This is a genomic window from Undibacterium umbellatum (genome assembly GCF_014284125.1).
Taxonomy (GTDB): Bacteria; Pseudomonadota; Gammaproteobacteria; order Burkholderiales; family Burkholderiaceae_D; genus Undibacterium; species Undibacterium umbellatum.
This window is the reverse complement of the sequence record NZ_JACOFX010000001.1, coordinates 97,207-119,920: the sequence shown is the minus strand read 5'-3', so window position 1 is coordinate 119,920 and position 22,714 is coordinate 97,207. Positions and strand designations below refer to the sequence as shown.

The following is a 22,714-nucleotide window of genomic DNA, read 5'->3' as shown; positions in this document are numbered from 1 at the left end:
TACATCGATGAAGTTGCACTCTACCCCTACGCAGCAATACCAGACCATCACTGCTTATGAAAAAGACAGTGTAGAAATTAATGCAATTACTTATGCTTACAGCTTGATTGTATTGCCAGAAACCAAGCCGCAGCAATGGTCGGCCACCAGTTTTGAACAATTAAGTGATGCCGATTTTGCACAAATCGAGGCCACAGCGCCCGATGTCGTTATTTTGGGTACGGGCAATAAGCAGCGCTTCGTTCACCCCAGGCTAACCGCCACACTGGCAAGCAAACGCATAGGCGTGGAATGCATGGACAACCAGGCCGCCTGTCGCACCTATAATATTCTTATGGCTGAAGGCCGTAAGGTTGCACTTGCACTGATAATGGAAACTGCATGAACAAGACATCTCCTTACGATTCACCACGTACATTATGGGCGTTGACTATCGCCTTTTTGCTGATCTGGTTTTATATGCTGGGCGCAAGAACTCTGGTGCCGACTGATGAAGGCCGTTATGCACAAATGGGGCGCGAAATGCTGGCCTCAGGTGACTGGATTACCTTGCGTTTGAATGGCATCAAGTATTTTGAAAAGCCCCCCCTACAAAACTGGATGAATGCCCTGACCTTTGCCGTCTTCGGCCTGGGTGACTGGCAAGCACGTTTATGGACGGGCTTGAATGGATTACTTGGCGTTGCTGCTGTTGCCTATACAGGCAACAAGATATTTAACCGTCGGACCGGGATCATCGCTGCACTAGTGTTGGGTTCAAGTTTCTGGTGGGCGGGCATGGGTCATGTCAATTCTTTGGACATGGGTTTGTCTGGCATGATGACTCTGGTCTTGTGCGGCTTGCTGGTCGCCCAAATGGCAGGTGTCAACAGCAAGACTGAACGCAATGCCATGCTGGTGTGTTGGGCAGGCATGGCATTAGCAACGATGTCAAAAGGCTTAATAGGTTTTGTACTGCCTGGTGCTGTATTGGTCATTTATACCATAGTGACACGCGACTGGGGTTTGTGGAAACGTCTGCATATGGGCAAGGGTTTGATCCTGTTTTTTGCCATTACTGCTCCATGGTTTATCTTGATAGCAATAAAAAACCCTGAGCATCCGCATTTTTTCTTTATTCATGAGCATTTCGATCGTTTCACCAGTACCGTACACAAACGCGGCGGCCCCTGGCATTATTTCATCCCCTTGCTCATCGTCGGCATCGTTCCCTGGATAGGTGTCTTGCTGCAAGGGCTCTGGTCTGGTGTCAAAGATAACACCCCAGGCTTTCAACCCAGGAAGATGCTGTTCATCTGGGCTGCTTTCCTGTTTTTCTTTTTCAGTATTTCAGGTTCGAAATTGCCGGGCTATATCCTGCCTATATTCCCTGCACTGGCACTCTTGATTGCCTGCCATCTGGAACAAAATGATAGCCGTCCGGTAAAAGTGGCCGGCATTCTGTTCATCTTAGTCGGCGCAGCCGGTGCAATTGGCCTGGCCGTATATCTGAGCAAACTGGATAGCGCCGACACATTTGACCGCACACTGGCTATAGGTTACACACCATGGATAGTTGGCATTATTGCCTTGGCGATGGTTGGCGGCTTACTCACCTGGTTGCTGGCACGCAAAGGCACAATTGGTAAAGATTGGGCCATCATTTGTCTGGCTGCCAGTGGCTACCTAGTTGGGCAAGTTGCCTTTCTGGGACATAATCCCTGGGGCAAATATATTGCAGGTAGCGAATATCTACCAGCAATCAAGGCTGAACTAACTTCACCAACTACGCCTTTTTACGCTGTAGGCCGCTATGAACAAGCGTTGCCGTTCTATCTGGAAAGGACTGTAACCCTGGTTGAGTTTCCTGATGAAATGCAGTTTGGCCTGCATCAGCAGCCAGAATTATGGATACCCAAGCGCGAGGATTTCATTGCAAAATGGCAGGCACATCAGGACAAGGGCGAAACTGCAGTCGCCATCTTACGTAATGATATTTATGAAGACCTGAAAAAAACCGACTTCCCTATGCGACTCATTGCCAAGGACCCTCGCCGTGTCATCGTTGCCAACCTGGTCAATAAGAACAAATAGAACCGTATGAACATCAATACCTTTGGCTTCATCTTCACCGGCATCATGCTTAATGCTGTCGCCCAGCTTTTGCTCAAAACTGGAACCAATGCAGTGGGGGCAATTCATCTGACCGCAGAGAATTGGTTTTCAGTCGGACTCAAGCTGGCAACCCAACTCCCCATCATCGGTGGCCTGACCTGCTACGTCATTTCTGTCGTCGTCTGGATCATAGGTTTGTCGCGTGTCGATGTCAGTATTGCCTATCCGTTGCTATCCTTAGGCTATATCGTCAACGCCATAGGTGCCTGGTATTTTCTGGGTGAAGTCATGTCCCTGCAAAGAATGCTGGCAATCGGTGTGATCATCATTGGTGTTGCCTTGCTGGTAAAAAGCTGAATTGCTCCTTTTTGCACACATCTCATACTCCACAAGAGTAGCTCTGTTTTATTGAAAGGTTCACCATGAGTGACGCATCCAAATTTTTGCCATTTACCAAGCCGACTATCGATGAAGAAACTATTGCCTCCGTCACGGAAGTCTTGCGTTCTGGCTGGCTGACCAGCGGCCCTAAAGTGCAAGCACTGGAAGCACAACTGTCTGAATATTTTGGTGGCCGGCCTGTACGCACTTTCAATTCAGGCACCTGCACAATGGAAATTGCCTTGCGTATTGCTGGCATAGGCACAGGGGATGAAGTCATCACCACGCCAAATTCATGGGTAGCAACCGCCAATGTCATCATAGAGACAGGCGCAACCCCTGTGTTTGCCGACATTGATCCCAAAACACATAATATTGATCTGGACAAAGTCGAAGCAGCGATCACGCCACGTACCAAGGCAATTATTCCCGTGCACATGTGCGGCCTGCCTTGCGATATGGACAAGCTGTATGCGATAGCTGACAAGTACAAGTTGCGTGTCATTGAAGATGCCGCGCAAGCCATAGGTTCTAGCTGGAAAGGCAAGCGTATAGGCTCTTTCGGTGATTTCGCTTCATTCAGTTTCCAGGTCAACAAAAACATCATGACAGGCGAAGGTGGTTGTCTGGTGTTGAACAATGCAGAAGAAGTACGCCTGGCTGAAAAATACAGGTTGCAAGGCGTGACGCGTAGCGGCCTCGATGGCATAGACGTTGATGTGCTGGGTGGCAAATACAATATGACGGACATTGCCGCAGCCATAGGTCTGGGGCAAATGAAGCACCTGACTGAATTCAATACCAAGCGTGCGACTTTGGCAAAGCATTACTTCGACAGCTTTGGCACTGACTTTGAACAAAAGACAGGGGCAGAATTGCCTGTCGCCGACTTTGAAAACAGTAACTGGCACATGTTCCACCTGGTCTTGCCAGAAAGCGCCAACCGCGCCGCATTCATGCAGCAAATGCTGGATCAGCAAATTGGCCTAGGTTATCACTACCGCGCCATCCATCTGTTCAGTATGTACCGTGATCGCGGCTTTACCGACGGCATGTTCCCGATTGCAGAACGCATAGGCAAGCAGATTGTTACTTTGCCATTATTTCCAGCAATGAATACAGAAGATGTCGAAAGAGTCGTGTCTGCGGTAAAATCCTGCCTTCTCTGAAATCGGCAGAACAATATTAATGAAACCCGAACTCTCTGTTGTCATACCTGTATATAACGAAGAAGCTGGCCTGGCCAAGCTGTTTGAGCGTCTGTACCCAGCGCTTGATACGCTGGCCGCACGCGGAGTCAGCTACGAAGTTGTTTTTGTTAACGATGGTAGCCGCGATAACACGCCTGCCTTGCTGGCAGACCAGTATCGCTTGCGTCCAGACGTCACGCGAGTTGTTCTGTTCAACGGCAATTACGGCCAGCATATGGCTATTCTGGCTGGCTTTGAAGCCACGCGAGGAGAGATCATCGTCACTTTGGATGCGGATTTGCAAAATCCGCCTGAAGAAATCGGTGCCCTCGTCGACAAAATGCGCGAAGGCTATGATTATGTAGGCTCCATACGCCGCAAACGTCAGGATTCTGCCTGGCGCACTTATGCGTCCAAGGCCATGAACCGCTTCCGCGAGAAAATTACTCGCATCAAGATCACGGATCAGGGCAATATGTTGCGTGCTTATGGTCGCAATGTGATTAATCTTATTAATCAATGCAGTGAAGTAAATACCTTCGTCCCTGCACTGGCTTATACCTTTGCGCGCAAGCCCACAGAAATCACCGTCGAGCATGAAGAGCGTTCTGCTGGTGAATCAAAATATTCGCTTTATAGCTTGATACGCCTGAATTTTGACTTGATGACGGGCTTCTCCATCATGCCTTTGCAATGGTTTTCCATGCTGGGTATGGTGCTCTCTGTCTTGTCTGGTGGCCTGGTGTTGCTCTTGCTAATACGTCGCTTTGCGCTGGGGGCAGAGGCTGAAGGTTTATTCACCCTGTTTGCCATCGCATTCTTCCTCATGGGTGTCATCTTGTTCGGCATAGGTTTGCTGGGTGAGTATGTCGGTCGCATTTATCAGCAAGTGCGTGGCCGTCCGCGTTATGTGGTGCAAACCATACTGGAACAATCCAATCCGGATTTGCCTGAAGTTAATTGAGAAAGCAGAGATGACTACATTAGCATCCCCTGCAACAGCAGTGGTTTTTGCCTATCACAGCGTAGGTGTACGTTGCCTCAAGACTTTGCTGGCGCGCGGCGTGGACGTCAAACTGGTCGTCAGCCATACTGACAACCCGGCAGAAACCATCTGGTTTGAATCCGTTGCCGAACTTTGCCGTGAGCAGGGCATACCCTGTATAACGCCGGATGATCCAAAATCAGCCGAACTGAAAGAGCAGGTGGCGACAATTGCACCAGATTTCATTTTCAGCTTTTATTACCGTCATATGCTGCCGCTGGATGTATTGGCACTGGCAAAGCGCGGAGCTTACAACCTACATGGTTCTTTACTGCCCAAATACCGCGGTCGTGTACCGGTCAACTGGGCAGTTTTGCACGGCGAAACCGAAACTGGTGCCACCTTGCATGAAATGGCTTTGAAGCCTGATGCAGGTGACATCCTTGCTCAAGTATCAGCGCCCATTTTGCCGGATGACACGGCTTATGAAGTGTTTGGCAAATTAACCGTTGCGGCAGAGCAATGCCTGTGGAATTCCTTGCCAGATTTGATTGCAGGTATAGCCAGGCGTTTTCCTAACGATTTATCTGCCGGCAGCTACTACGGGGGCCGCAAACCAGAAGATGGCCGCATCAACTGGCAACAGACTGCGCAACAGGTATATAACCTGCACAGAGCTGTGGCACCACCCTACCCAGGTGCATTTACCGACCAGGCTGGCCAGCGTTTTGTTATTGGAAAAGCACGTTTATTCAAAGCTGATGCTGCAAATTTGCCGACAGGCTTACATGTAGTGGATAATATCGTCCTTGGCGTGTGCGGTGATGGCCGTGCACTGCATATTATTGAATTGTTAATGAATGACAAAATCGTTGGCCCGCAAGAGTTGGCGGCCATATTGAAGCAGGCGGCATAATCGCTTGTTTATTTGTGCATTCTGAACTGGCAATCAACATTTATTTTAAAAAGAATTCATTATGAAAAAAGTCCTTATACTCGGCGTGAACGGTTTTATCGGTCACCATTTGTCCAAGCGCATTCTGGAAACCACAGACTGGGAAGTGTATGGCATGGACATGCAAACCGAGCGTCTGGGCGACATGATCAATCACCCGCGCATGCATTTCTTTGAAGGTGACATCACCATCAATAAAGAATGGGTTGAATACCATGTCAAGAAGTGTGATGTCATCCTGCCTCTGGTTGCGATCGCCACACCATCGACTTACGTAAAACAACCTTTGCGTGTGTTTGAGCTGGACTTTGAAGCCAACCTGCCTATCGTCCGCTCTGCAGCAAAGTACGGCAAGCACTTGGTATTTCCTTCCACGTCTGAAGTTTATGGCATGTGTCATGACGAAGAATTCGATCCGGAAGAATCTGAACTGATTTGTGGCCCTATCAATAAACCACGCTGGATTTATTCTTGCGCCAAGCAATTGATGGACCGCGTTATCTGGGGTTATGGTATGGAAGGCTTGAACTTCACCCTGTTCCGCCCATTCAACTGGATCGGTGCTGGCCTCGACAATATCCATACGCCCAAAGAAGGTAGCTCACGTGTAGTGACCCAGTTCTTTGGTCATATCGTCCGTGGCGAAAACATTTCTCTTGTTGATGGTGGCGCGCAAAAACGTGCTTTCACTTATATCGACGACGGTATTGATGCACTGATGCGCATTATCGATAACAAAAACGGCGTAGCCAGCGGCAAGATCTACAACATCGGCAACCCAACCAATAATTTCTCCATCCGCGAACTGGCACACATGATGCTGGATCTGGCGGCTGAATATCCTGAGTACGCAGAAACAGCGAAAAAAGTAGAGCTGACAGAAACCACTTCTGCCGCCTACTATGGCAAAGGTTACCAGGACGTACAAAATCGCGTGCCAAAAATCACCAACACCTGTGAAGAACTGGGCTGGAAGCCAGTAACGACCATGCCAGACACCATGCGCAATATTTTCGATGCATACCGCAGCCAGGTAGCCGAAGCACGCTCCTTGATGGACTAATACTGGACTACATGCCTACCATCGTTCTCAAGATCGACGTCGATACCTATCGCGGCACTAAAGAAGGCGTACCAAACCTGGTGCGCATTCTTCAAAAGCACAATGCGGGCGCAACTTTCCTGTTTTCTTTGGGTAAGGACCACACAGGCTGGGCCTTACGCAGGGCTTTCCGCCCTGGCTTTTTCCAAAAAGTGTCTCGCACATCGGTCCTGGAACATTACGGATTCAAGACCCTGATGTATGGTGTGCTACTTCCCGCGCCAGATATAGGCAGTTGCACGACCGAAATGCAGGCTGTGCGTGATGCCGGTTTTGAGTGCGGCATACATACCTGGGACCACGTGGTCTGGCAAGACAATGTGCGGGTGCGTGACTTGGACTGGACCCGCAAGCAAATGCAGCAAGCTCACCAGCGCTTCCAGCAGATTTTTGGCGTAACACCAAAAACCCATGGCGCAGCTGGCTGGCAAATGAATGAGCATGCTTTCTCCCAGCTTGATCAGTTTGGCATGCAATACGCTTCAGATGGCCGCGCCATGCTGAATGAAGATGGCAGCCTGGCAAATGCTGATGCAGGCCCCTATCGCCTTCAAGTGGGCAATACGGCCATGTCATGCATACAAATGCCAACTACCCTGCCGACCCTGGATGAGTTGCTGGGGCGCGACATAGGCGGGAATGTCATTAGCGAGTCAAATATAGCTGCCAATATACTGAAACTGACAGCAAGCCCAAAAGATCATGTATTTACCTTACATGCAGAGCTTGAAGGACAAAAACTCGCCCCCATATTCGAGGAATTGCTGACAGGCTGGCACAAGCAAGGTTATCGTTGTATTTCCATGGCGGACTACTATGCGTCCATCAAGAATAGTGACTTACCGACGCGTCCATTATCATGGGCAAGCTTGCCAGGCCGTTCCGGAGAGCTGGTCGCCCTGATCTAGTCAGTCAGCAACATTTCTCCACCCCTAACCAAGGAGATGAAAGTGGCTGAAACCCCTTCTGCATTACAATGCCAGGTACCTGAATTTTCTGCCGCCATGACTGGTGACAAAGCGTTTCAATTAAGTGATTACACTGGTAAAAATATCATCATTTATTTTTACCCAAAAGACAACACCCCCGGCTGCACTACGGAAAGTATTGCATTCCGTGACCTGCACCCACAATTCCAGCAAGCCAATGCTGTCGTGTTTGGCATCAGCCGTGACAGCGTGCGCTCTCACGAAGGCTTTAAAAGTAAATTGGACCTCCCTTTCGAGCTGATTTCTGACCCTGATGAAACTTTGTGCCTGTTGTTCAATGTCATGAAAATGAAGAACATGTATGGCAAACAAGTGCGCGGCATAGAGCGCAGCACATTTGTGATTGACGGCAATGGTAAATTAGTGAAAGAATGGCGTGGAGTTAAAGTAGCAGGACACGTAGATGAAGTACTCGAATTTGTGAGCGCCCAAACTTAATTGAACTCTCCAGAATTACTCTTGATAAAAGCCGCGAAAGACAGTGCCAGCAGTGATGCAGGTATGTCCTTAGCGGCTTTTAACTTTTCAGCTCTCACTTTTTGATTGAGGTTTTCATGCCATTGCCAAAAATGCCGACCAAGCCAGCAGCGCTGCTTTCGCCCAAGGATTATCCGAAGGCAGAAAAAGGCAAACCAGCCAAAACAATAAAATCAGCAACGCCAGAGAAAATCAAAGCCATTGATGTCGCCCCGGCACCACAAAGAAAGAAACTCGCAACTGTTCCGGCAGTTGTCAGCAAACCTGTTGCAGAAAAAGCGACACCAGCGGTTATCGCCAAAACTTTGCCTGTCGTTGCCGCAAGCAAGGCCAAAACCCATGACAGCCGCGTCAAATCCGGCACCAGTCGTGCCGCTGACAAATCTGGCACCACCAAGCTGTTTGTGCTTGATACAAATGTCTTGATGCATGATCCTTCATCACTGTTCCGTTTTGAGGAGCATGATGTCTACCTGCCGATGATCACCCTGGAAGAACTGGATGATCACAAGAAAGGCATGTCCGAAGTTGCCCGTAACGCACGCCAGGTATCGCGCTCACTCGATGCGCTGGTAGGTGATATCGATCATCACGATATAGAAAAAGGTATCTTGCTGTCCAAACTGGGCAACAAGGATGCCAAGGGCCACCTGTACTTCCAGACCAAGCTGCAAAGCGCCGACTTGCCAGTCGGCCTGCCTAAAGGCAAGGCAGATAACCAGATACTTGGCGTCGTTCGTGCGCTGGAAACTGAAATGCCTGGCCGTCCTGTGGTACTGGTGTCGAAAGACATCAATATGCGCATCAAGGCGCGTGCCATGGGCTTGCCAGCAGAAGACTATTTCAATGATCACGTGCTGGAAGATTCTGATCTGCTGTATTCAGGCATCGTGCAATTGCCCGATGATTTCTGGAACAAACATGGCAAGGGCATAGAAACCTGGCAAGAAAACCGCAATGGTTTGAGCACGACTTTTTATCGCATTACCGGACCTGTCATCCCTTCCCTGCTGGTGAATCAGTTCGTGTATCTAGAACCCAAGAATGGTGAGGCCTCTTTCTATGGCCAGGTAAGGCAGATCAACGGCAAGACTGCAGTACTGCAAACCTTGCGTGACTATGGTCATATCAAGCATAGCGTCTGGGGTATCACTTCCCGCAACCGCGAACAGAACTTTGCATTAAACCTGCTAATGGATCCGGAATGCGATTTCGTTACACTGCTAGGTCAAGCCGGTACTGGCAAGACCTTGCTTGCTTTAGCGGCAGGTCTGGCGCAAGTGCTGGAAACCAAAACCTACAATGAAATCATCGTCACGCGCGTTACTGTGCCTGTCGGTGAAGACATCGGCTTCCTGCCAGGTACAGAAGAGGAGAAAATGTCGCCATGGATGGGTGCATTTGACGACAATCTGGAAGTGCTCAACAAATCAGACAATGATGCCGGTGACTGGGGACGCGCCGCCACTCAGGATTTGATACGCTCCAAGATCAAGATCAAATCGCTGAACTTCATGCGTGGCCGTACTTTCGTCAATAAATTCCTCATCATTGACGAAGCCCAGAATCTGACACCGAAACAAGTCAAAACTCTGGTGACACGTGCGGGTCCAGGTACCAAAATTATCTGCCTGGGTAATATCGCCCAGATCGATACGCCTTACCTGACTGAGGGTTCCAGCGGTCTGACTTATGTTGTAGACAGGTTCAAAGGTTGGGCGCACAGCGGACATGTCACACTGGCACGCGGTGAACGTTCACGCCTGGCAGATCATGCGAGCGAGATTTTATAATCCAGCTTGCAGTAAAAAATAGTAGCAAGTAAAAATGGCGCATTCAATATTGAATGCGCCATTTTCTTATCTAAAGAAAGCTTGAATCCACCTTAAAGTTAAGCTGAGAGTTGGATTTTATTTCCACTCGCCACGCAACTCACTGACTTTTTCCTGTAGAACCTGAGGTGACACATCTTGCGGCTGCATGACATCCCCCACCACCATTTCGAGTTTGGAAAATGGTCCGCGACGGAAAGCGCGTTCAAATGGATTGCTCTTGTCACGCGACAGTACGCTCCCCCACAATCCACGCAAAGCCAGTGGGTAAACAGGAACAGGACTGCGCTCCAGTATCTTCATGATACCGCCTTTGAATTCATTCAACTCGCCTGTCGTCGTCAATCTGCCTTCTGGAAAAATACAAACCAGCTCACCTTCATGCAAAGCCTGGGCAACATCGATAAAAGACTTTTCCATCAACCATGGATCTTCTTTGGCCGGTGCGATAGGAATAGCTTTTGCCGTGCGGAATACCCAAGACAAAAACGGTATTTTAAAGATCCTGTGATCCATGACAAAACGCACCGGCCTCGGGCTCGATGCCATGATGACGATGGCATCCATGTAGCTGACATGATTACAGACCAGTATGCCCGCGCCTTCATCTGGTATGCGGTCAGTGTTGATGGTTTTGACCTTATAGATGGTGTGTATCAGCAGCCAGGCAATAAACCGCATCAGGAATTCTGGCACCAGGCTGAATATGTAGATAGCCACGATGGCATTGAGTATGGCTGTCGCCATGAATATCTGCGGTATCGTGAAGCCTTGTTTCAGCATTGCTACAGCCGAGAGTGAGGCAACGACCATGAACAAAGCGTTCAGGATGTTCATGCCCGCTATCGTGCGTGACAAATGTTTCGGGTCACAACGTGTTTGTATCAAGGCAAACAAAGGCACAATATACAGTCCGCCAAAAACCCCGATCATTGTGATATCGAACAGAATATGCAAACTGCCTGCCTGTTTAACAAACTCCATTGCACCAACAGTCGCCACATTGGTATAGCTGAGGCTGGATAAATATAGATCAAACCCAAATACTGACAAGCCTATCGCACCAAATGGTACCAGTCCGATCTCTACTTTATGGCCAGACAGTTTTTCACAAAGCAAAGAACCAGCACCGATACCAAACGAGAAAATCGTCAGCAAGAGTACGAAGACACTGTGATCGCCATGTAGGTAATCCTTGGCATACAAAGGGAATTGCGCAAGAACGATGGCACCATAGAACCAGAACCAAGAGTTACCCAGCAGAGATAAAAATACCGGACGGTTTTGTTTGCTGAAGCTGATATTCCTGATGGTTTCTGTAGCCGGGTTCCAGTTGATTTTCAATTCTGGCACGGGAGCTGGTGAATCAGGGATACGCAGAGCAGTCACGTAGCCAATGACTGCGACAATTATTGCGCCACCAGCCACAAGTTCCGTTCCCCAAGGCTTGTGCACCACCAACATGGCGCCCAGTATTTCCCCGAGCAAAATACCGACAAATGTCCCCATTTCTATCAAGCCATTGCCACCAACCAGCTCATCTGTCTTGAGGTGCTGAGGCAAATACGCATACTTGACAGGGCCAAACAAAGTGGAATGTATGCCCATGCCAAAAACGGCGGCAATCAAAAGCCAGAGATTATGCGTTTGCCAGCCTACGGCAGCAATCAGCATGATGCCAATTTCGAGCAACTTGACCTTTCGGGCCATTCTGCCTTTTTCATATTTGTCAGCCAACTGCCCAGAAGTCGCAGAAAACAAGACGAAGGGCAAAATGAATAAGCCTGGTATCAGGTTATTGAGCAAACCGACATCCATATTTGTCCATGACAAAGCGTCATACGTCAGTATGGTCAACAAGGCTGTCTTGAACACATTATCATTGAATGCCCCGAGGAATTGCGTCCAGAAAAAGGGGGCAAATCGGCGCTGTGTCAGCAGGATAAACTGGCTATGTTGGCTCATGGGTGTTGTCTGCTACCTGAAAATTAAGATTAAAACCGCAAGAATTGTAACTTACCCAAGTCTGAATTGAGTAAAAACCGTGTACACGATCAGGAAAGAAAAAAATCAATTGCTTTGTGAACTGGCAATATCTGACAACTTTCCTGTGTAGCCGTCCGCAAGGCGCTTTCCAGCAAAGCTGGTGTTGCACCCCATGGGCCAGGAGTTTCACTGACTTCGTGAGTATACAAAATCAACCAGCCGCCTACTGTGGCGGTATGCTTGATCAAGGCAGCAATCTCATCCACATTGTTGTTGGCCGAATATAGGGCTTGCGCGCGCAATGCAGACAGGTCGGCACGTCCAGTCTGGGTGCCCCCTCCAGTAATGCGGTTATATGAAAATCGTTTGGCAGCCGCCAGCTTGCTACTCAGGTTGTAGGCACCAAAGGGAAAGGCAAAGCCATGATGAATGATGCCATGCTGCTTGAAAAAAGCCTGATTACGCTCCCAGTCCTCCCACAAAAAACTGGAAGTGGCATTGGCGCAGTTGGTATGCGAATAGGTGTGACAGCCAATCTCATGCTCGTTTTCTAGCAGTCGCTGTAAATCTTGTACACTATGACAAGGCTGATTTTGCTCTATGCCATCGGTCAGGCTACCGCAAACATAAAAAGTACCGCGTGCCTGGTACAACTCCATAAGCATGGCACCCTGATGACAGGCGCTGGCTGGAACATCATCAAAACTGAAGCTGACCACACCCCTGCCCTTGCGCAATGGCAACCAGCGATTTGCGACATGCCGGGCAGTGAAACGGCTTAATTTTTGTGTTAGTCCCATCGGCATCCAATAAACTAGCGCAAACTATCCGAGGCACTCAAGGAATGTTGATAGCGCTTCATACCCATACGTGAGTTACTCCCAGGTAAATTTTCATAGGTATATTCCAAACCCAGTTTAATCACTGCCTGTTTCAAATTCACGCCATCAGACTCACGTTGCACTTTTTCATAAAAGCTATCCAGCACCAGACGAAAGCCGCGTTCAAATTCATATCCTCCACCCAAGCCTATACGCAGCAGTTTTTCCTTACGCGACGTGCCGTCAGCCAAGCTTGCCAGGCGAGGTACGAGTACATTATCGCTATTTTGCAAAAGCGTGGAGAAATTCATTTGCGATTTATCTGAATACTTCCATTGCGCGTCAAAGCGCATGGCCTTGCTGAGTACGTAGACCACAGTGCGGTCAACAATCGTAAAAGGCCTATCCCACAATTGCAAATCAAGGCGCAGCTTAGGGGAATAATGATAAGTGCCGCGCCACAGGATATTCGATAGATTGGTATTTCGCTCAGTTAGCACGTCGTACTGACGCTTGATGACACCAAGATGCGCGCTGGTCACTGATTTGCTGCTGTAGCGCCATTCAGTATCGATAAAAACCTCTGACTCTTTATAGGCTTTATCCAGATCCGCAATATCCTGCTCGTTCCGGTCCGGGAAACTGGTTTCCGACATGCGCGTACCGATTTCCACACTGGAACCAGTCGGTGAGTAATAGCGCCCACTCAGCTGCCTGCCACGTTCATCAAAGTTGTATAGCTGGTTCAGTGGCAGATCATAATTCAAACCCGCCCGGTCGACTCTGGCATTCAAAGACCATTCATCTGTGAGTTTAAAATTGACATTGGCGGCAGCACGCTTTTGGTGCGAGATATCTTTCTCTGTCAGACTGCCATTAATGTATTGAAACAATCTGTCTTCTTTGCCAGCAGTCACCTGTCCATTGACAATTTTGCCCGCGGCCCAGTCGAGAGTCGCATCGGCAGCTATCAGCTTGTGGTCAAGATCCTTATAATTTTTATAGTGCCGTTTGCCTAGTGAGCCCGTCAGTATCAAACGCGTACGATCAGACAAGATGGGGATAATGGCACCCGCCCTTATGTCAGTGCCAGTAATGCTGTCTCGATTGCGGAATTGCTTGTCTGGCGCAGGCTCAGGCCGATCCGGCTGGGCAGTTTGTTCGTAAAATCGAAAAGGATTACTATCACTGGTCAGCGAAGTTTCCAGTTGCAAAACCAGTTCCACTGTATCAGCCGCATGCACAGATGGAGTAATGACTGTCAACAAGCCAAGCACTAGCCAGCTACCTGATCTGGTAGAAAAACGAGATATGCCGGATGCTTTATTACGCATCCCGCAATTCATTTTGCTGGTTTTGTGCATGCCATTTCTATTGTAATTGCAGGCCACTATCAGTTAAACGGAAAACACGGTCGCAGCGCCCCGCCAATTCTGCGTCATGAGTAACAATAACAAAAGCAGTACCCAGCGTACGCGACAATTCCAGCATCAGGGCAAACACTTGCTGGGCCGTGCTGCCGTCCAGATTACCCGTAGGCTCATCTGCCAGCACACAGGCCGGCTGGGTTACCAGAGCGCGAGCCAAAGCCACGCGCTGCCTTTCGCCACCGGACAACTCGCCAGGTACATGCTTGAGTCTATGCCCGAGCCCGACTTTTTCCAAAATGGCTTGCGCAATCTTTTGCGCCTCGGTCCGTGCCATACGACGGATGATGAGTGGCATGGCGACATTATCCAGTGCTGAAAACTCAGGTAGCAGGTGGTGAAACTGGTAAACAAAACCCAACGCACGATTACGCAAAGTACCACGGGCAGTCTCACTCAAACTGGCAAAATCCTTGCCTTGCAAGGTCACGGTACCTTTGCTAGGCGTATCCAGGCCACCCAGCAAATGTAGTAGAGTAGACTTGCCGCAACCAGACGCACCAATGATGGCGACCCGCTCTCCCCGGAATATACTCAGGTTGATTTCCTTCAGAACATTGACAGATTCCAGCCCTTGCGAAAATGTCTTGCCAAGGTCACTGCAAGATAAAACTGCGGCTTCTTTATTATCGTTTTTACTCAAAACTTGATCACTCATAACGCAATGCCTCCGCAGGTTTCACGCGTGAAGCACGCCAGCTAGGATAAATGGTGGCCAGCATGGCCAGGATTAAGGCAACACTGCCGATAGTCAGTACATCGGATAATTGCACATCCGATGGCAACTTGCTGATGACATAGACTTCTTTGGAAAGCAACTGTATGCCCAGCAAGCTTTCTACGAAAGGCACGATGACATCAATATTAAGGGAAATTAACAAGCCCAGGCCCACACCTGACAATGTTCCCAGGCAACCAACTATCGTCCCCTGTATCACGAATATCTTCATGATGGATGAAGGTGCTGCACCCAGGGTACGCAAGATGGCAATGTCAGCCTGTTTGTCAGTCACCGTCATGACCAGAGTGGAAACCAGATTAAATGCGGCCACGGCGATGATCAACGTGAGGATGATAAACATCATGGTTTTTTCTGCTTTTACTGCAGCAAAATAAACTTTGTTTTGCTGTGACCAGTCCCGTATCAACAAATCACCAGACAGGTTGCGCGACAGCTCAAACGCCACCTGAGGAGCTTTAAGCATTTCCTTGATACGCAAACGCAAGCCAGAAGGTGAATTCAGGCGAAAGAATTTTTGCGCATCTTCTATATGCATGAAAGCCATGCCCGAATCATACTCATAATGACCGGCTTCAAATATCCCGACCACATTGAATGCTTTCAGACGGGGCACCACTCCTGCAGGCGTCATTTGCCCTTCAGGCGAAGCCAGCGTAATTTTCTCACCTATATGCACCCTCAAACTGCTTGCCAGTGCAGAACCCAGCACGATATTGAATTCACCCGGCTTGAGGTCAGCCCATTTACCATACTTGATTTTGCTGGCGACATCCGAGACCTTGGGTTCTTCTTCCGGCAAAATGCCGCGCAAGATGACACCACGCATAACATCTTCACGGATGATCATGGCCTGGCCATCAACATAGGGAGCGGTACCAGTGACTGCAGGATTTTTTTGCACTTCCAGAGCAGTCGAACGCCAATCAGGCAGAGCACCGCTGGCATCAAATACTTCAACGTGGGCCAGCACGGACAACATACGGTCCCGTACTTCTTTCTGGAAACCATTCATAACAGAAATAACAACAATCATGGCTGCCACACCCAGCCCTATGCCCGCCATGGAGATCAGCGAGATAAAAGAAATAAAGCCATTACGACCACTACGCCGCCCGGCACGCGTATAACGCAAGCCGACCAGCCATTCAAAAGAGAGATTTTTCACTGCATTTACACTTGTTATGAAGTCAGCCAGCAGTTTGCCATACGTTTGCCCTACAATACAGCACTATGAGCCATTTAGAATTGATAATCCCCTTCGGGATTCCGCCAGCAAACATCGCCAAAGACCTGTTAAAAGAAATGCGTACACCTGGATTAGCCAGGTTAATCGCTTGCGCAGGCAGTACCCAGGCACGGGCAACAGACGATTTCTCACGCGCACTTGGTTATGAATACTGGCTTGCCGACCAGTTTCCTCCAAAGGAAAAAGCCAACAGCCCGGCCATAGCATGGAACCGGATGAACGCTTGTGGTCTGACACCTGAAGCTGGTCATTGGTTCATTCTGCAGCCCGTTCACATCCATATTGCCCGTGATCACCTGGTACTGACAGATCAGCGACGCCTGAATATCAGCGAAACCGAATCCCGCCCTTTGTTTGAACAAGCCAAGGCAAGCTGTGAAGAAATGGGCTTGCAACTCTTGTTTGGTGACGCGCAGACCTGGTTCTTGCGCGCTGACGACTGGGGAGACCTGCAAACAGCTACGGTAGATGCCGCTTGCGGCCACAATATTGATATCTGGATGCCGAAAGGCGAATTTGAGCGCCCCTGGCGCAAACTGCAAAATGAAATACAGATGCAGTGGTTCACCCATGACATCAATGCTCAGCGTGAAATGCGCGGTGCCAAAGTCATTAATTCCGTCTGGATATCAGGTGGCGCACAGAGTCTGAATCCGGCGCTAAAGCAAGTTTGTATTACGACAGACTACACCCAATATCCGCATCAACCTGCCGTCGAGAACGGACGAGCACCTGTCTTGCTGGACAATCTGTGCGAAGCGGCGATCAATAACGATTGGGCGCAATGGCTGGACAACATGCAGGAACTGGAAAAAAACTGGTTTTTTCCTCTGCTAGCAGGTCTACAGAATAAGCAAATCCACAGTCTGAAGCTGGTTTTCAGCGACGCCCACAAAATAGCCAGCTTTGACTTGACGCCCTGGTCCTTACGCAAATTCTGGGTCAAACCCTCATTACATCACTTATTTTCGATTTCATGACACGCATTACAGTACGCCCCTGCCCTTTCCGTGAATCAGAAATGCTGCGCCAGAGTGGCCTGCATCCTGTATTGGCACGCCTTTATGCTTCACGCGGCGCAACAGGAGAGAAAGAACTCAGCACCGAGTTGAATGCCATGTTGCCACCGTCCGGGCTTTTGCACATAGACCAGGCCGCAAAGTTTTTGGCGGATGCCATCGCACAAAACAAAAAACTGGTCATCGTGGCTGATTACGACTGTGATGGTGCCACTGCCTGCGCAGTCGGCTTACGCGGCTTGCGCATGCTGGGGGGGAATGTCGATTACATCGTCCCGAATCGCTTTGAATATGGCTATGGCCTGACGCCAGAAATCGTCGCATTGACGCAAAAAGAAAAGTCGCCCGATGTCATAGTCACCGTCGACAATGGCATTGCCAGCGTGGATGGCGTAGCAGCGGCGAACGCCCAGGGTATTGCCGTCGTTGTGACAGATCACCATTTGCCTGGCGATCATTTGCCGGATGCAGCCGTCATTGTCAACCCAAACCAGCCCGAATGCGGCTTCCGCAGCAAAAACCTGGCTGGAGTCGGCGTCATGTTTTATGTACTGCTGGCTTTGCGGGCAGAGCTGCGTCAACGTGGCGTGTTCGATCAGCAAAATCAACCCAAGCTGGATACTTTACTGGACCTGGTTGCACTAGGCACGGTGGCTGACGTAGTCAAACTGGATGCCAACAACCGCATCCTGGTGGCGCAAGGCCTGAAACGCATGCGCGCTGGCCGCATGTGCGCCGGGATCGCGGCCTTGTTCCGCGTAGCTGGTCGGGAACCACGCAATGCCAGTCCCTTTGATCTTGGTTTTGCGTTAGGACCCAGATTGAATGCCGCTGGCCGTCTGGCTGATATGGCGCTGGGCATAGAATGCCTGACCACAGATGATGATGGCCGCGCCTGGCAAATTGCCCAGGAACTGAACGGCATCAATGCAGACCGTAAAGACATAGAACGTGAGATGCAGGATGTGGCCCTGCTGCACCTTGATGATTTCCAGCCTCAAGACAGCAATACCATTACCGTGTTTGATGAAGGCTGGCATCAGGGTGTCATTGGTATCGTCGCCTCTCGCCTGAAAGACAAGTTTTATCGCCCAACAATCACTTTTGCACCCGGTGGCGAGGGATTGATCAAGGGCTCGGGCCGTTCCATACCTGGCTTTCACTTGCGCGACGCACTCGACCTGGTATCCAAACACGCACCCAGCCTGATACAAAAATTTGGCGGCCATGCGATGGCAGCTGGCTTGACTATACGCACCGAAGATTTCCCTGCATTCCAGCAGGCTTTTGAATCTGTAGGAAAAAGCTGGCTGCAGGCACACCAGCTTGAGCGCATCGTGGAGACAGATGGTGCGCTGGAAGATGCCTATTACACGACAGATTTTATCCGCCTGCTGGATACCCAGGTATGGGGCCAAGGTTTCCCGCCCCCTATATTTTGCGATGACTTTAAACTGATTTCACAAAGGGTCTTAAAAGAGCGTCATTTAAAACTGGTGCTGGAAAAAAACAAGCTCAGATATGATGCAATCTGGTTTGGTCATACTGACACTCTGCCTGAGAATGTACATGTCGCCTTCAGGCTGGATGCCAATGAATACAATGGTGTCACCAGGGTCCAATTAATGGTTGAGCATATAGATTAGCTGCACTTTGAATCTTCCTGCTCAAACAAAAATTCCTCAATATGCTTGGCCAGCAATTGCATATTACGATCAAACTTGCTGGCCGCTGTCACCGTATCAGCACTTGGCATTTCCAGACTGTGATTACCGTCCAGTGCGACAATTTTGAATTTCGTCAGTGTGCTTGCGGCAAATTGATGCAGAATGGCTAGCTCACAATAGGGATCTGCATTTCCAGCAAGCATGAGGATGGGCCTGTTCTCTTGCGCAGCATCTGGATAATTTTGTTCCACCATACTCGACTCATCCCCTCCGGACTTATCGGCCACACATAGCGGCGTCAGCAAGACGCAGTTTTTCAACAATGCCTCCTCCCGAAAAACACGCCAGGCTACGATGGAACCCAAAGACTTGCCGGCAACAGAGATTCGCTGTTGCTGTATGAGCTTATCATTTTTTGCCAGGCTTAACACCAAGCTAAAGTCTTGTAACTCAGCAGCCAAATCCTCACTCGGTTGACCACGCGCAGCATCAGCAGTATAAAAAGCCCAGTTAAACCGGAATACAGCGAAGCCCAGCGACAGTAAATGACTGGCGACTTGCGCAATGACTGGTCTACACATGTCATAGCGCAAACCTGGTGCCAGTATCAGTAACGGGAAAGGCCCAGTTCCGGCAGGAAATTCTGCAAGAACCTCTAATACTTTGCCATCAGGTCTGATAATTTTTTCGATATGTGAGTGCATGAAATTATGAAAATAATGATTTTTGTTACTGCTTATGTGTTGAACTCATATAGCAATATGACGGCATAACATATCTTTTGGTTCCATGGCCATGAGCGCATAGCTACTTCGCGGCAATGCATCATATTTGCAACAATGGGCAAATCTTGTTTGCAAGAGAATCCACTGAATAGTGCCATTCAGGTTTGTCAGTTTTATTTTCAAAATTTTCTTCGGGCGTGTAACAAAATAATACAAATCTTATCGAATTGCTGCACAATACAAAAATCTGTGCGGTCGGCTATGGCACAATTGTTTTGTCATTTTTACTGGTTCTTATTCACTGTGGAGAGTCTGGATGAAAAAAGGTAATTGGCTGTTGAAGACTGGCGCTGTGGTTGTCATTGGCGCATTTGCAGGCTTGCACGCTGGTGCAGCGATGGCAGCAAAGACTTTGGTATATTGTTCTGAAGGCAGCCCAGAAGGTTTTAATCCGCAATTCTTTACTACCGGAACAACGGCAGATGCAGGCTCAGTGCCCATGTATAACCGCCTGGTAGAAATGGAAACGGGTACAACTAATATCACTCCTGCCCTGGCCGAGTCATGGGAAATTTCTGCGGATGGTCTGACTTACACCTTCAAACTGCGCAAGGGTGTCAAATTCCATACCAATGCCAAGTTCAAACCCAGTCGCAACTTGACCGCTGACGATATACTTTTCAGCTTTTACCGCATGGCGGATGAAAATCACCCCTTCCACAAAAATACACCTGGGCAAACTTATGCCTACTTTCAGGATCTGGGCATAACCAAGATCGTCGACAAGCTTGAAAAGGTCGATGACCTGACCGTGCGCTTTAAACTTAAGCGTCCGGAAGCACCTTTCCTTGCCACGCTAACGATGGACTTCATGTCAGTTCATTCCGCTGAATATGCGCAAAAAATGAAAGCTGCAGGAACACCAGAACTAATCGACAAAGAAATCATTGGTACAGGTGCTTTCCAGTTCGTGTCCTACCAAAAAGATGCAATCATCCGTTACAAGGCACATGATGGCTATTGGGATGGTCGCCCTAAGATCGATAATCTGATTTATGCAGTGACGCCGGACGCTTCTGTACGCTATGCAAAACTCAAGGCGGGTGAGTGTCATGTCATGGCCTTGCCAAAACCTGCAGATGTGGAATTGATGAAGAATGACCCAAATATCAAACTGCTTTCACAACAAGGTTTGAATATTGGCTACGTCGGCTTCAATGTAGAGAAAAAACCTTTCGATAACAAACTGGTTCGTCAGGCTTTGAATCTGGCCGTTGATCGTGCTTCGATCTTGAAGTCAGTTTATGCCGGCACTGGCCAAGTCGCCAAAAATGTCATTCCGCCAACCATGTGGTCGTATAACGACAAGATCAAGGAATATCCTTATGATGTTGCCCAGGCCAAAGAATTGCTGGCCAAGGCCGGTTATGCGAACGGCCTGGAAATTGAAATGTGGTACCTGCCAGTTTCGCGTCCGTACAATCCAGACGGCAAACGCATGGCCGAATTGATACAGGCAGACTGGGCCAAGATCGGTGTCAAAACCAAACTCACAACCTATGAATGGACTGAGTATAAAAAACGTAGCAAGACCGGTGAGCATCATTCCATGATGTTTGGCTGGTCAGGTGACAATGGCGACCCGGATAACTTCTTTGAACCAATTTTGGGCTGCGAAGCGGTCAAAGGCGGGGGCAATATCCCAAGGTGGTGCAATAAGGATTATGAAGACCTCATCCAAAAAGCCAAATTGACACCAAAGCAAGCTGAAAGAGCCAAGCTTTACGAAAAAGCACAAGAAATAGTACGTGAAGAAGCGCCTTTGCTCTTGTTGGCACACTCTTTGCGTTACACACCAGTGCGCAAGAACGTGATTGGTTTCAAAATGGACTCAACCGCGCATCATTATTTTAAAAAAGTAGATTTGGATAAATAAGTAATACCGAAATGTGGCGCCAATTTTGCAAAATTTTTGCAAATTGGTGCCACCTTTGTATCTGGAGCGTTGTTTTCAGATCTGCTGAAATTGTTTGTTATCCTGTTTAAATTTTGCTTGCAAAAGGTTTTTCGATGCTGGGTTTTATTTTTCGACGCCTGGGTGTAGTCATCCCCACTTTCCTTGGCATCACGCTGCTGGTTTTTTCATTGATACACCTGATACCAGGTAATGTAGTAGAAGCCATGACGGGTGAACGCGGCATGGATCCGGAGCGGTATGCCAGTCTCATGCATCTTTATGGACTGGATCAACCACTCTATCAACAATATTTTTCTTATCTGGGTAAAGTCATACAAGGTGACCTGGGCCGCTCCATCATCACTCAGGAGCTAGTCAGCAAAGAGTTCTTTACACTGTTCCCGGCAACGCTGGAATTGTCGCTATGTGCGATTATTTTTGCGGTTGTCCTGGGCTTGCCAGCGGGCATATTGGCGGCATTAAAGCGTAATACTTTCCTTGATTATTCCGTCATGGGTGCCTCGCTGACTGGCTATTCCATGCCTATCTTTTGGTGGGCACTCTTGCTCATACTGATGTTTTCTGTGACACTGGGCTGGACGCCAGTATCTGGCCGCATTGATATCCTGTTTGATCTACCGCCAGTCACAGGATTGATGCTGGTTGACAGCTTGCTGTCAGGTGAAGAAGGTGCGTTCAAATCAGCGGTCATGCATCTGATTTTGCCTGCGATTGCCCTTGGTACTATCCCACTGGCAGTGATTGCCCGCATGACCCGCTCTGCTATGCTGGAAGTGCTTAAAGAAGACTATGTGCGCACGGCACGTGCCAAAGGTATGTCATGGATGCGGGTAGTCTGGGTACATGCCTTACGCAACGCCTTGATACCGGTCGTCACTGTTATTGGCATGCAAGTAGGTACCTTGCTGGCAGGTGCCATCCTGACTGAAACCATTTTTTCCTGGCCAGGCATAGGCAAGTGGCTGATTGAAGCGATACAAAGGCGTGATTACCCAACTGTGCAAGGCGGGATATTATTGATCGCCACCATCGTCATCACCGTCAATCTGGTTGTTGACGTGCTGTACGGCGTGATCAATCCACGCATACGCCACTAAT

Annotated in this window: 20 protein-coding genes; 14 read left to right on the top strand and 6 right to left on the bottom strand. The window is 48.9% G+C overall.

Annotation, left to right across the window (positions count from 1 at the left end):
* Window positions 1-7 precede the first annotated feature (7 nt).
* The 10 genes from H8L47_RS00555 (at window position 8) to H8L47_RS00510 (ending at window position 9,966) form a co-directional block, all read left to right on the top strand.
* Entirely contained in the window at window positions 8-385 is a 378-nt protein-coding gene (locus H8L47_RS00555) for an Mth938-like domain-containing protein (RefSeq protein WP_186951298.1), read from the top strand.
* Window positions 382-2,073, top strand: a complete 1,692-nt coding sequence (locus H8L47_RS00550; protein WP_186951297.1) for a glycosyltransferase family 39 protein — start codon at window positions 382-384, stop codon at window positions 2,071-2,073. The genes H8L47_RS00555 and H8L47_RS00550 overlap by 4 nt, the downstream gene beginning before the upstream one ends.
* Window positions 2,074-2,079: 6 nt before the next feature.
* Entirely contained in the window at window positions 2,080-2,451 is a 372-nt protein-coding gene (locus H8L47_RS00545) for an EamA family transporter (RefSeq protein WP_186951296.1), read from the top strand.
* Window positions 2,452-2,516: 65 nt separating this feature from the next.
* Complete coding sequence (locus H8L47_RS00540) at window positions 2,517-3,644, top strand: DegT/DnrJ/EryC1/StrS family aminotransferase (RefSeq protein ID WP_186951295.1); 1,128 nt, start codon at window positions 2,517-2,519, stop codon at window positions 3,642-3,644.
* Between the two features lie 19 nt (window positions 3,645-3,663).
* Complete coding sequence (locus tag H8L47_RS00535; protein WP_186951294.1) at window positions 3,664-4,629, top strand: glycosyltransferase; 966 nt, start codon at window positions 3,664-3,666, stop codon at window positions 4,627-4,629.
* Between the two features lie 10 nt (window positions 4,630-4,639).
* Window positions 4,640-5,566, top strand: a complete 927-nt coding sequence (locus tag H8L47_RS00530) for a formyltransferase (RefSeq protein WP_186951293.1) — start codon at window positions 4,640-4,642, stop codon at window positions 5,564-5,566.
* Window positions 5,567-5,627: 61 nt separating this feature from the next.
* A complete protein-coding gene (locus H8L47_RS00525) occupies window positions 5,628-6,668 on the top strand; it encodes a bifunctional UDP-4-keto-pentose/UDP-xylose synthase (RefSeq protein ID WP_186951292.1) in 1,041 nt (346 codons plus the stop codon).
* 11 nt (window positions 6,669-6,679) lie between these two features.
* Complete coding sequence (locus H8L47_RS00520) at window positions 6,680-7,615, top strand: polysaccharide deacetylase family protein (protein ID WP_186951291.1); 936 nt, start codon at window positions 6,680-6,682, stop codon at window positions 7,613-7,615.
* Between the two features lie 36 nt (window positions 7,616-7,651).
* Window positions 7,652-8,134 carry a peroxiredoxin gene (locus tag H8L47_RS00515; RefSeq protein ID WP_186951290.1) on the top strand — a complete coding sequence of 161 codons (483 nt, stop codon included), beginning with the start codon at window positions 7,652-7,654 and terminating at the stop codon, window positions 8,132-8,134.
* Window positions 8,135-8,250: 116 nt separating this feature from the next.
* Window positions 8,251-9,966 carry a PhoH family protein gene (locus tag H8L47_RS00510; protein WP_186951289.1) on the top strand — a complete coding sequence of 572 codons (1,716 nt, stop codon included), beginning with the start codon at window positions 8,251-8,253 and terminating at the stop codon, window positions 9,964-9,966.
* Window positions 9,967-10,083: 117 nt separating this feature from the next.
* Here H8L47_RS00510 and H8L47_RS00505 read toward each other — a convergent pair whose 3' ends face one another.
* The 5 genes from H8L47_RS00505 to H8L47_RS00485 form a co-directional block, all read right to left on the bottom strand.
* A complete protein-coding gene (locus H8L47_RS00505; protein ID WP_186951288.1) occupies window positions 10,084-11,970 on the bottom strand; it encodes an MFS transporter in 1,887 nt (628 codons plus the stop codon).
* 89 nt (window positions 11,971-12,059) lie between these two features.
* On the bottom strand, window positions 12,060-12,791 hold the full coding sequence (locus tag H8L47_RS00500) for a polysaccharide deacetylase family protein (protein ID WP_186951287.1): 732 nt from the start codon (window positions 12,789-12,791) through the stop codon (window positions 12,060-12,062).
* Window positions 12,792-12,805: 14 nt separating this feature from the next.
* Window positions 12,806-14,146 (bottom strand): hypothetical protein, encoded by a 1,341-nt coding sequence (locus H8L47_RS00495; RefSeq protein WP_186951286.1) that lies wholly within the window; start codon window positions 14,144-14,146, stop codon window positions 12,806-12,808.
* Window positions 14,147-14,183: 37 nt separating this feature from the next.
* The gene (gene lolD / locus H8L47_RS00490; RefSeq protein WP_186951285.1) at window positions 14,184-14,897 is read right to left on the bottom strand and encodes a lipoprotein-releasing ABC transporter ATP-binding protein LolD; all 714 of its coding nucleotides are present in this window, start codon (window positions 14,895-14,897) and stop codon (window positions 14,184-14,186) included.
* Window positions 14,890-16,146: a lipoprotein-releasing ABC transporter permease subunit gene (locus tag H8L47_RS00485; RefSeq protein WP_329605346.1), complete on the bottom strand. Its 1,257-nt coding sequence runs from the start codon at window positions 16,144-16,146 to the stop codon at window positions 14,890-14,892. Before H8L47_RS00485 ends, lolD begins: the two co-directional genes overlap by 8 nt.
* Before the next feature lie 65 nt (window positions 16,147-16,211).
* On the opposite strand from H8L47_RS00485, the gene H8L47_RS00480 reads away from it, so the two are divergent.
* Window positions 16,212-17,207: a hypothetical protein gene (locus H8L47_RS00480; RefSeq protein WP_186951284.1), complete on the top strand. Its 996-nt coding sequence runs from the start codon at window positions 16,212-16,214 to the stop codon at window positions 17,205-17,207.
* Window positions 17,204-18,892, top strand: a complete 1,689-nt coding sequence (recJ, locus tag H8L47_RS00475; protein ID WP_186951283.1) for a single-stranded-DNA-specific exonuclease RecJ — start codon at window positions 17,204-17,206, stop codon at window positions 18,890-18,892. Before H8L47_RS00480 ends, recJ begins: the two co-directional genes overlap by 4 nt.
* Here the strand turns inward: recJ and H8L47_RS00470 are convergent.
* Complete coding sequence (locus tag H8L47_RS00470) at window positions 18,889-19,617, bottom strand: dienelactone hydrolase family protein (protein WP_186951282.1); 729 nt, start codon at window positions 19,615-19,617, stop codon at window positions 18,889-18,891. The genes recJ and H8L47_RS00470 overlap by 4 nt on opposite strands.
* A gap of 337 nt (window positions 19,618-19,954) precedes the next feature.
* Between H8L47_RS00470 and H8L47_RS00465 the strand changes: the two genes are divergently transcribed.
* Window positions 19,955-21,574: an ABC transporter substrate-binding protein gene (locus H8L47_RS00465; RefSeq protein WP_186951281.1), complete on the top strand. Its 1,620-nt coding sequence runs from the start codon at window positions 19,955-19,957 to the stop codon at window positions 21,572-21,574.
* A gap of 134 nt (window positions 21,575-21,708) precedes the next feature.
* Window positions 21,709-22,713 (top strand): ABC transporter permease subunit, encoded by a 1,005-nt coding sequence (locus tag H8L47_RS00460; protein ID WP_186951280.1) that lies wholly within the window; start codon window positions 21,709-21,711, stop codon window positions 22,711-22,713.
* Window position 22,714: the final 1 nt, after the last annotated feature.